This is a genomic window from Corynebacterium sp. HMSC28B08, from assembly GCF_001806865.1.
Taxonomy (GTDB): Bacteria; Actinomycetota; Actinomycetes; order Mycobacteriales; family Mycobacteriaceae; genus Corynebacterium; species Corynebacterium auriscanis.
Window position 1 is genome coordinate 1 of sequence record NZ_KV786180.1, and the last position, 9,965, is coordinate 9,965.

Consider the following 9,965-nt stretch of genomic DNA (forward strand, 5'->3'; position numbering starts at 1 on the left):
CTTTTCGACCCTGGCCCAACTTTGCAACAGCACCCTCCTCATGCGGTGGGGGTGTTGTCTCGATTGCGTTTCTGGTCGTTGCGTCGTGCACGTACCCGGTCGCAGATCGCCTGGGCAGGCTCGGGAGGCATCGGACCACGCTCACGCGACTGGGCAATGTCTGCGGCATTCTCCTCAGTGGGACGGCATCCCTCCAAGACGCCACTGTGCACGGCTTCCACAACGATGCGCAGGCGCCTGCCTTCTAGTCCACGCAGTGCGTTAGGGAAAGTGGCTAAGTATGCATCGATGCTACGCACCGTGCGGTAGTTATTCTCAGTCATGGTTTTTCTAGTTCGGAGGCGCTACGCCGTAGGCGTTGTGTTGAGGGCCTGAGGTGTGATGTTGGTCGGAGTCTTGCGTGGTGTCGTGTTTGAGCTCGGCCAGGATTCGGCGGGTTGAGCCAGGCGCTTGTGAGCCACCATGTGGCGGCCTTGCGGGAAGCGCAGCTGATCAGTGTGCGGGCCGAGGGTCGCTCCAACATCTACGAGCTGTGTTGTGAGCAGTTGGCGGCGCCGGTGCAGTGGCTCGCTCACTTGACGACTCTTACTCCGGAAGGCCAGAAGGTATGCTGCACCGCCCCCGTGGTGGACGACCAGGTATCAGTTTCGGGTGCTGAGCGATGATTCATGCGGTACAGACTTTCGGGTTGATCCTGGTCGAGTTGCTCGTCTTGTTCTCGCTGCTCTCGGTACTCGTCGCGCTGGTGAACCGGCGGTTCGGGTCGGACTGGATCGAGAGCTGGATGGCCGATGGGCACCTTCCTGGCCCGGTCAACGGGTTGCTGCTAGGGGCTATCATGCCGTTCTGCTCCTGTTTGACGCTGCCGGTGCTTGCTGGGATGTTGAAGTCGGGAGCGGCATTTCGGACGTCGATGACCTTCCTGATCTCGTCGCCGTTACTGGATCCCATCATCGTGGCCGTGCCGTTGGCCGCCGTTCTTGGTGTCCCGCTCTACGTGAGGATCGAAACAATGCTGCCCATTGGCCTGTCCCTCAGCTCGGCCGGGGATTGGATTCGGCGCCGTGTTCGCACTGATGATCGGCGGTGCCGGGGCCTCCATCCCCGAGGTTTTGATGCGCACCGCCATGTTTAAGCCCCGACTGGTGGTCACGTTCGTGGTCACTATCATCGTCACGGCCATCGCCTCTGGCTATCTCATCCCACTGATCGCCTGACCCAACAACCACATTCCACCCTCACAAGGAGAACAAAGAACCATGAAATTCAAGGACTTCTTCACCTCACGCAAACTGGACAGCAGCTGCTGCGGAGCCCAGATCGTGCCCGACGATGACGACCAGCCCCAGACCGAACAGGGTGCGCTCACTGTGACGGCTGCCTCTTCAGCACCGAACAACGAGGACACGGACGGGAACTGACACACCGAATCTACGGGGCCTGTGGTGCAGCCCCATCTCTGTCTTCACCCGCCGTGGGCCGTGAGGTATTCCAGCCCGGTAGTTGTGATGTCGATGGCACGCCCCCATTAATCAACGCGTCCGGTCAGTACAACTAGCCGGGCATCGTTACTTCTTGCCGCCCGTGACGGAGTACTCCCACGCACCCAGGCCTGCGGTTGCACCTGCGCCCTGGGCAACCACGATCTGCTTGAACGGGATCGCGGTGCAGTCACCTGCGGCGTACACGCCCGGGATGCTGGTGGCGTTGTGATCGTCGATGACGATTTCGCCCGGACCGGAGGTCTCAATACCCGAGCCCTCCAGCCACTTCGTGTTCGGCAGCAGGCCGATCTGAACAAACACTCCGGCCAAGTCCAGAGTCTTCTCCTCGTCCGTAGCACGGTCGGTGTACTTCAGGCCGGTCACGCTCTTGTCGTCACCCACGATCTCCGTGGTGGCGGCATTGGTGATGACATCCACGTTGGACATGGATTCGATCTTGTCCATGAGCACATCGTCGGCCCGGCACTGCTCGCCGAACTCCAAGACGGTGACGTGCTTAACGATGCCTGCCAAGTCGATGGCGGCCTCAATGCCCGAGTTGCCACCACCCACAACAGCAATGTCCTTGCCCTTGAACAGCGGACCGTCGCAGTGAGGGCAGAAGGTAACGCCCTTGTTGCGGTACTCAGATTCACCAGGCACGTTCAGCAGGCGCCAGTTTGCGCCCGTAGCAATAACGACCTGACGGGCCTTCAGGGTGGCGTCGTCCCCAAAGTGGACAGAGTGCAGCCCACCGGCTTCGGCAGCAGGTGTAAAGCCCGTGGCCTCCTGGGCCTTGATCACGTCGATGTTGTACTCGTTGACGTGCTCCTCAAGGGCGGCGGCGAACTTCGGGCCCTCCGTGTACTTGACGGAAATGAAGTTCTCGATGGACATGGTGTCCAGCACCTGGCCACCAAAGCGGTCGCCGACCAAGCCAACGTTCATGCCCTTACGCGCAACGTAAATGGCAGCGGACACCCCGGCTGGACCCTGGCCGACAACAAGGACATCGAACTCGCCCTTCTCGTTCAGCTTCTTCGCATCACGGGCGGCTGCACCGGAATCCAGCTTGCGGACGAAGTCGGCAATATCCGTGCGCCCGGAAACGAACTCCTCACCATTGAGGAACACGGTAGGCACAGCCTGAACGCCCTTGTCGTTGACCTCATCCTGGAACAGGGATCCTTCTACGGCGGTGTGCTTGATCCGTGGGTTGATTACAGACATCGCGTTCAGTGCCTGCACAACCGTGGGGCAGTTCTGGCAGGACAGGGACATGTAGGTGACGAACTCATAGTCACCGTCCAGGCCCTTCACCGCGTCGATGAGCTCTTGGTCTTCCTTAATGGGGTTGCCACCGACCTGCAGCAGGGCCAGCACGAGGGAGCTGAACTCGTGGCCCATGGGGATGCCGGAGAAGGTCACGCCGGTATCGGTGCCCTTGCGGGAGATCGTGAAGGAAGGCTTGCGCTCGTGTGCATCGGCATCTTCCCGGGCGCTGACCTTGTCGGACAGTGCAGCAATGTCGTCGAGCAGTTGCTTAAGATCCGCGGAGGCATCGCGGTCGTCGAGGGAGTAGATCAGTTCTACTTCTTCGGTAATGCGTGGCATCAACTGTGCCAGCTGCTTGGTGAGGTTCTCGTCGAGAAGCTTCTTAGCCATGGGGGCTCTCCTTTGGGGATTACAGTTAGTCGGGGAGGGGGTAATGGGAATTAGTTTTTAGTCAAAGTGCTGCATGCGGTGGTGCGGGCGCCGTGGGCGCGATCGGCTGCTTGTGGTGGTGTGGGCACGATCGGTCGCATGCGGTGGCGCAGGCACGATCGGCTGGATGTGGTGGTGCCGCGGGCACGATCGCCGGCACGTGGTGTAAAAACCATAGAAGGGGCGAGCGAGCAGCCGCCCACTCGCCCCTTTCGTGCTAAGAGGTTGCTCCCGCATGCGCGACATCGAAGCCAGCGCGCCTAGATTGAATGTCCAGGCCAGAGGGAGCGAGAGGTAGAACTATTTAGATCTTGCCAACCAGATCGATGCCTGGGGTCAAGGTGTCCTCGCCCTCTTCCCACTTCGCAGGGCAAACCTCGCCTGGGTGAGCGGCAACGTACTGAGCGGCCTTAACCTTGCGCAGCAGCTCGGCAGCGGAACGGCCGATGCCCTCGGCGGTCTGCTCGATGTACTGGATCTTGCCCTCGGGGTCGACCAGGAAGGTAGCACGGTCAGCTTGACCGGCGCCTGGGCGCATGTTGTCGAAGTTGTTGGTTAGCTCACCGGTGGAGTCGCCCAGCATGTAGTACTGAACCTTGCCAACCTGCTCGGACTCTGCGTGCCAAGCCTTGTGTACGAAGTGGCTGTCGGTGGATACGGAGTAAACCTCCACGCCCAGTTGCTTGAGCTCCTCGTAGTGCTCAGCCAAGTCGCCCAGCTCCGTTGGGCAAACGAAGGTGAAGTCGCCTGGGTAGAAGAAGAAGATGGACCACTTGCCCAGGACGTCGTCCTTGGATACTTCGGTGAATTCACCGTTGTAGAACGCAGGGTTCTTGAAATCTAGAATCTCGGTGTTGATGAGGGACATACTGTGTCTCCTTAGGGGCTTGGGGTCGATTGTCTTGAGAGTCAGTGAATTATCACTGCCTCACAAAGCCTACTTGCTTTTGTGGCGGCGGCTCGGTGCGCTGTTGCACCTTTTGGGACGACGCCACGCTCGGCCGTAGCCACGATCGTATCGCGGTTCATCACTTATTATAGCTACGTCCTTGCGGAAGTCAAAGATTAATAAGTTTGAATTAATGAAGGGTTATCGATCGTTATTGCGAGGCATTATCAATGCAGGGAAGTGGGTGTGGATGTGCTCTCAAAGTCCGGGGAGGGGCCTGAAGGGTGGGGTGGCGGAAGGGGGTGGTGAGGTCCTTGTTCGCTTTAGTGGTTTCTGCACGGTGGGGATGTGAGGATGTGATGAAGGGGTGAAGGTGGTGAGTGTCTCGCAAATCGGTGCGCGCTTTATAGCTTTCCGTACCCGGGGGATGTGGGGGTGTGGTGATTTGTTGCGTCTGAGGGTGTACCTGCGAAAGATATTGAAATTTTCTGCGCCACAGGCGATTCCTTCAGGAGGAAGATATTACGAATAATTTATCCGAATTGGTTTTGTTGCGTTGCAGGAGTAGTTTTTTCACACGACAACTTCAGCTGGCGCATCTAGAGGATCGCTGGCCCGAACAAAGGCACCACTCTCATGTCCTCACCAACTAACTCGGGGCTGTTCCGCACGAAAACCGTGGAGCAATCTATTTCCGAAACGCAGGAAGAAGGATTTCGTCTGAAGCGCGAGTTGCGCACCTTGGACCTTATTGTTTTCGGAGTGTCCGTCGTGATCGGCGCGGGCATTTTCACGATGACGGCGCAAGTAGCCGGCGATATGGCAGGGCCATCGGTGGCTATTGCCTTCGTCCTGGCTGCAGTTACTTGTGGGCTGGCTGCGTTTTGCTATGCAGAATTTGCATCGACGGTTCCCGTAGCGGGTTCGGCCTATACCTTCAGTTTCGCCACCTTTGGTGAGCTGATCGCGTGGATTATCGGCTGGGACTTGGTTCTGGAGTTTTTTGTTGCTGCTGCGGTAGTGGCGAAGGCTTGGTCGTCCTATGCGGGTGGCCTGATGGGATCTGAAGACTTCACCCTGTTGAAGGTCGGGGGTCTGACCATTGATTGGGGTGCGGCACTGTTGGTATTGGTGCTTGGTGCGTTGCTGGCACGCGGTACAAAGCTGTCTTCGCGTGTGAGTGCTGTCATTACCGCAATCAAACTGGGGGTTGTCCTGTTTGTCATCGTGGTGGGCGCATTTCATATCAAGGCGGAAAACTACAGGCCGTTCATTCCGCCGGCACAGCAGAACGTGTCCGGTTCTGGTGAGGGGTTGAAGCAAACGCTGTTTAGCTGGGCTACGGGGGCGGATGGTTCCGCTTATGGACTGTTCGGTATCTTTGCGGCGGCTTCCCTGGTGTTCTTTGCCTTCGTTGGTTTCGATGTGGTGGCTTCCGCTGCGGAAGAGACGCGCAATCCACAAAAGGCAATGCCTCGGGGCATCCTCATCACTTTGGTTATCGTGACAGTTTTGTACGTTGCAGTGGCGCTCGTGCTGACAGGCATGGTGAAGTACACCGAGCTCTCCACGCCAGAAGATGGGCATTCCCGTACGTTGGCAACCGCTTTTGCTGCCAACGGTATTGAATGGGCTGGGACGATCATCAACGTAGGTGCTATTGCCGGCTTGACCACTGTGGTGATGGTGATGATGCTGGGGCAGACCCGCGTGGCGTTTGCGATGTCCCGTGATGGGTTGCTGCCACGGAGTTTGGCGAAGACCTCCAAGCATGGAACGCCATCGCGGATCACGTGGATCACGACTATTGCGATCGCGCTACTCGCAGCAGTGGCACCCGCTGGTGACCTAGGGGAGATGGTGAATATCGGCACGCTGTTCGCGTTCCTGCTAGTAGCTCTCGGTACTCCTGTGTTGCGTAAGCGCTACCCAGGTGCGGCAAGCTTCAAGACTCCCATGGTTCCCTTTCTCCCGATTCTCTCTGCGATCTTCACGCTGTGGCTCATGGCAAATCTGTCTATCGAAACGTGGATTCGATTCCTTGTGTGGATGGCTCTGGGGTTTGCGGTTTACTTCCTCTATTCGCGCAAGCATTCTGTGCTCGCGCAGGCTGAAGGGGGTGAGTAGAGAGCTAATAGCTAGCGGGGCGGGGTTGCGGGAACAGTGAGTTCATTTTGTTTGCAGGATGGATGAATAGTCAGACTGCCTTTTGCTAGCGGGGCAGGTTTATAGACAGCTCGGTCTAGAAAAAGTAGACAGAACGGTTCATCCGGGTCTAGGGTGTACGTCACGAACCCTTCCGGCTCCTCATTAGTGATGCTGAAAGGAAATCCCCACAGGTACGTCCGACGGTGGGGCAAAAACCCGACAACGTGTGAACGGAAAATGCTCATGATTATTACAGGCCTGGCTCTTGGCTCTGCGCTCGGTTACGTGATGCAGCGTGGACGCTTCTGCGTTACCGGCATGATCCGAGATATCTTCCTCAACAAAACGTGGCGTGGCTTCACCGCGCTGCTTATCGTTATTGCAGTGCATGCCGTAGGGCTGGCAGCACTGACGTCCGCGGGAATGATCACGCCGGATTATAAACAATTCGCGCCCGCAGCCGTCGTGCTGGGTGGTCTGCTGTTCGGAGCAGGCATCGTACTGGCCGGCGGATGCGCCTCCGGCACGTGGTACCGCTCCGCGGAAGGGCTTGTGGGATCGTGGCTGGCGCTACTGTTTTACGGTGGCAGTGCGGCAGCGATGAAGGGCGGTGCGCTGAACTGGCTCAACGAGGGCCTGAGCAGCTGGAAGCTACCCATCACCACTATTCACGGATCGCTGGGAGTATCCGTCTGGTGGCTAGTAATCCCGTTTGTCATCGGTGTTGCACTGCTGACTCGCCACTTCCTTGTGCAGGAAGCACAGGCGCCCAAGATGGCAACGTTGAAGCCTAAGAAAACCGGATTAGCGCACCTACTGACTGAAAAGCCATGGCATTTCTACCCAACAGCGGCGATCATCGGCGTGCTGGGCGTAATTGCCTGGCCACTGTCCGCTGCGACTGGCCGCAACGACGGCTTGGGTATCACCAGCCCTTCTTCGAATTTGACCAAGTTCGTCATTAGTGGTGCCGACAAAGTGGACTGGGGTGTCATGCTGGTGTTGGGTCTACTGATCGGTGCATTCATTGCTGCTAAGTTATCCGGAGAATTCCGTCTGCGCGTGCCTTCCCCCACGCAGGCTGTGCGCTCCGTTATCGGTGGCATCTTTATGGGCGTAGGTGCATCCGCCGCCGGCGGATGCACCGTGGGCAACGGTATGGTTCAGACCTCGCTGTTTAGCTACCAAGGTTGGGTTGCGCTGCTGTTCATCGCGATCGGCATTGGAGTGGCCGCTAAGCTGTGGCTGAAGCCAACCGAGGCTGTGCCGGGTCAGTCCCAAAACAAACTGCAGGGTACGCAGCCCATCGTGCAGCAAATTGACCAGCACGATGTTTCCCCACGTTCCGCATTTACCCGCAAGAATTTTGCCGAGGGCAGCGAAAATGATGCTGACCAGTGGCAGGCGGGGAGTGCCCAGTTGGGCTTCCAAACCGCAGGAACTGCACTGTTAGAGCGCAAGGATGCTGCTCAGCGGAGCGTGGCGTCGGATAAAAAGAACCAGGTCGCCGGTCTACGCCAAATAGGCGAGCATACCTATGCGCTTGATACCCTCGGCGCCGTCTGCCCCTTCCCGCTGGTGGATGCGAAGACGGTCATGGAGGATCTGGAGGTCGGCGATAGTCTGCAGATCGACTTTGACTGCACGCAGGCTACCGACGCGATTCCGCGGTGGGCGGCCGCCGATGGGCACGAGGTGACGAACTTTGAACAGACCTCGGACGCGGGTTGGACGATTACGGTCAAGAAGGGTTAACGCGGGCAGAAAGACGAATGTGCAGCAGAAGTCCAACAAAAATGCGTTATTTTGTCGGAGTTCTGCTGCACATTTTGCGAATGAGGGTGGGGTGGGGCTGCGTTCCGTGGGCTGGGCGGTGACCCGCCGGGCTGGGCTGCGACCCTATCCCTGAGCTGCATTCCCCAACCGAGCTGCTCGGGCAACGCTATCGACGATGCTCACCGGATCGCGCAGATCCCACTTCGTGAAACGCAGCACATGAATCCCCTGACTCCGCAGGTCGCGGTCAACGCGGGCGTCAATATGTCGCTGCTGGGGATCATCGTGGTGGTCGCCGTCATAGAACACCGCGATCCGCGCCGAAGGGCTCCACAAATCTGCCGTCGCGACCGGGAGATCCGGGTAGCTCGAGTCCATCAGCACGACCTGCGGTCTCAGGTCCGGCAGTACCGACCGCAGCAGTAGCCGTAGCAATGATTCAATCGGTGAATCTGCCAGTGGTGTGGATAGTTCAACCAGCTTGACCACTCGCTTTCGGTTCACCTGCCCGGCCACAAAAACATCAGACGCGTCGAGGGCATCATGCGGCAGAAATCGTCGCACCGCGTCTAAGAGCTGCACCGCGCGGATCTCTACCGAACTCAAACCCAGCTTGCCCTCGATCCAGCGTAAATCGGGCAGCCACCACTTGGCGTTCTGTGTCAGTACGTCGCGTAGCGCCTGCGATACCGCGATTCCTCCTGTAGCACACTGCGTTTCCGCTGGTAGATCGTGGAATTCAGCGCGCCAATCCGCGCGCACTGCGCATTTCCAGCCGCATCTACTGACCACGATGTGGGGTTGGTAGAGGGTCCGAGGCTTCCTTCCGCCAGCTGCAGCGAGGATCTGCACCGGCATATCGTTGACCCAGTACGGTAGCCCAAGGATCCGCAGCGCCGCCCATCCTGTGAATGTGACCTGCGGATTCTCCAACGCTCGGGCACGAATCCGCGAGATCATGTGGTGCCGGTAGGTAAACCCCATGTGGTTGTGTCGCCCACCGAACCTCAGCTCTTGCGCGGGGCGCTCACTCGCTGCGGGAAGATACGCTGTCCGCGAGACCCGCGAAAACCGCCCGTTGAATCCCCGCACGGTGAGTCGTTGCCTCTCTTTCTCGACGCCATGAGCCGCGATCCCCCGCTCTACCTCGGGGTGATATCGGTTGAGTGGGTGGTGTTCTTGAAGAATCGCCGAGCGAGTGTCTGGCCAGGGGAGATGCGATTCCCGCTGTAAAATGACTTGTCCGAGTCCCTTGTTTCGCTCCACGGTTGTCCCCCTTGTTGTGCGGTGCTTGCGCCTGTTGGATTCCGTGGTGTTTGCGCCGCTGTCGGTGTCTAGTTGTTTTCCCCTTCTTTACATTATGCGGGATAGTCGGGATAGTGTCATGAATTTCGCGGTGCTTGCCTCGTAGGGTTGTCTCCCGCTTTGGTTGCAATCTGGCCTGAATAGCACTCCGCGTCGTTATTTACGCGCTGTAAGACGAATGTGCAGCAGAACTCCAACAAAAACGCGTTATTCTGTCGGAGTTCTGCTGCACATTGTGTGAATTTGGGTGCGCGATGGGTGGTTGAACGCTGATGATGCTGTGTCAGCGAGGAATAACTAGGGCGCGGGCGAGCCGCACAGCTCCTTAGGGTAGAGATGGCTGAGCACTCCGCGAGGGTAGAGATATGTGCGGCTGAGCGCTCCGCGCTGTTATTTACGCGCAGTAAGACGAATGTGCAGCAGAACTCCAACAAAAACGCGTTATTCTGTCGGAGTTCTGCTGCACATTGTGTGAATTTGGGTGCGCGATGGGTGGTTGAACGCTGATGATGCTGTGTCAGCGAGGAATAACTAGGGCGCGGGCGAGCCGCACAGCTCCTTAGGGTAGAGATGTGCGGCTGAGCGCTCCGCGAGGGTAGAGATGTGCGGCTGAGCACTCCGCGCCGTTATTTACGCGCAGTAAGACGAATGTGCAGCAG

9 protein-coding genes and 1 pseudogene are annotated in these 9,965 nt (G+C 58.2%); 6 read left to right on the forward strand and 4 right to left on the reverse strand.

The genetic code is table 11. The features are described 5' to 3' along the window. Positions 1-38: 38 nt before the first annotated feature. Positions 39-323 (reverse strand): hypothetical protein, encoded by a 285-nt coding sequence (locus HMPREF3098_RS09530; protein WP_070434956.1) that lies wholly within the window; start codon positions 321-323, stop codon positions 39-41. Positions 324-437: 114 nt separating this feature from the next. Between HMPREF3098_RS09530 and HMPREF3098_RS09535 the strand changes: the two genes are divergently transcribed. From HMPREF3098_RS09535 to HMPREF3098_RS11585, 4 genes and pseudogenes are all read left to right on the forward strand, one after another. Continuing rightward, on the forward strand, positions 438-665 hold the full coding sequence (locus tag HMPREF3098_RS09535) for an ArsR/SmtB family transcription factor (protein ID WP_070434957.1): 228 nt from the start codon (positions 438-440) through the stop codon (positions 663-665). Beyond that, positions 662-931, forward strand: a pseudogene (locus HMPREF3098_RS11910) (permease); the annotation flags it as partial. The gene HMPREF3098_RS09535 and the pseudogene HMPREF3098_RS11910, both read left to right, overlap by 4 nt. Positions 932-1,022: 91 nt before the next feature. Further along, positions 1,023-1,217 carry a permease gene (locus tag HMPREF3098_RS11915; RefSeq protein WP_246815922.1) on the forward strand — a complete coding sequence of 65 codons (195 nt, stop codon included), beginning with the start codon at positions 1,023-1,025 and terminating at the stop codon, positions 1,215-1,217. 42 nt (positions 1,218-1,259) lie between these two features. Then, positions 1,260-1,421 carry a hypothetical protein gene (locus HMPREF3098_RS11585; RefSeq protein WP_168156021.1) on the forward strand — a complete coding sequence of 54 codons (162 nt, stop codon included), beginning with the start codon at positions 1,260-1,262 and terminating at the stop codon, positions 1,419-1,421. 147 nt (positions 1,422-1,568) lie between these two features. Here HMPREF3098_RS11585 and ahpF read toward each other — a convergent pair whose 3' ends face one another. Next, positions 1,569-3,149, reverse strand: a complete 1,581-nt coding sequence (gene ahpF, locus HMPREF3098_RS09545; RefSeq protein WP_070434959.1) for an alkyl hydroperoxide reductase subunit F — start codon at positions 3,147-3,149, stop codon at positions 1,569-1,571. Between the two features lie 343 nt (positions 3,150-3,492). Beyond that, positions 3,493-4,056, reverse strand: a complete 564-nt coding sequence (ahpC, locus tag HMPREF3098_RS09550) for an alkyl hydroperoxide reductase subunit C (protein ID WP_035115900.1) — start codon at positions 4,054-4,056, stop codon at positions 3,493-3,495. A 657-nt stretch (positions 4,057-4,713) separates the two neighbouring features. On the opposite strand from ahpC, the gene HMPREF3098_RS09555 reads away from it, so the two are divergent. Together HMPREF3098_RS09555 and HMPREF3098_RS09560 are read left to right on the forward strand one after the other, a co-directional pair. Beyond that, the gene (locus tag HMPREF3098_RS09555; RefSeq protein WP_070434960.1) at positions 4,714-6,204 is read left to right on the forward strand and encodes an APC family permease; all 1,491 of its coding nucleotides are present in this window, start codon (positions 4,714-4,716) and stop codon (positions 6,202-6,204) included. A gap of 264 nt (positions 6,205-6,468) precedes the next feature. Continuing rightward, the gene (locus HMPREF3098_RS09560; RefSeq protein ID WP_070434961.1) at positions 6,469-7,980 is read left to right on the forward strand and encodes a YeeE/YedE thiosulfate transporter family protein; all 1,512 of its coding nucleotides are present in this window, start codon (positions 6,469-6,471) and stop codon (positions 7,978-7,980) included. Positions 7,981-8,124: 144 nt separating this feature from the next. Here HMPREF3098_RS09560 and HMPREF3098_RS09565 read toward each other — a convergent pair whose 3' ends face one another. Beyond that, entirely contained in the window at positions 8,125-8,985 is an 861-nt protein-coding gene (locus HMPREF3098_RS09565; protein ID WP_141739744.1) for an endonuclease domain-containing protein, read from the reverse strand. Between the last annotated feature and the right edge of the window lie 980 nt (positions 8,986-9,965).

What these genes read in the sequence shown, in the direction of transcription:
- HMPREF3098_RS09530 (WP_070434956.1), bottom strand. Translation starts at nt 323, where the DNA reads ATGACTGAGAATAACTACCGCACGGTGCGTAGCATCGATGCATACTTA.
- HMPREF3098_RS11585 (WP_168156021.1), top strand. Translation starts at nt 1,260, where the DNA reads ATGAAATTCAAGGACTTCTTCACCTCACGCAAACTGGACAGCAGCTGC.
- ahpF (WP_070434959.1), bottom strand. Translation starts at nt 3,149, where the DNA reads ATGGCTAAGAAGCTTCTCGACGAGAACCTCACCAAGCAGCTGGCACAG.
- ahpC (WP_035115900.1), bottom strand. Translation starts at nt 4,056, where the DNA reads ATGTCCCTCATCAACACCGAGATTCTAGATTTCAAGAACCCTGCGTTC.
- HMPREF3098_RS09555 (WP_070434960.1), top strand. Translation starts at nt 4,714, where the DNA reads ATGTCCTCACCAACTAACTCGGGGCTGTTCCGCACGAAAACCGTGGAG.
- HMPREF3098_RS09560 (WP_070434961.1), top strand. Translation starts at nt 6,469, where the DNA reads ATGATTATTACAGGCCTGGCTCTTGGCTCTGCGCTCGGTTACGTGATG.
- HMPREF3098_RS09565 (WP_141739744.1), bottom strand. Translation starts at nt 8,985, where the DNA reads ATGGGGTTTACCTACCGGCACCACATGATCTCGCGGATTCGTGCCCGA.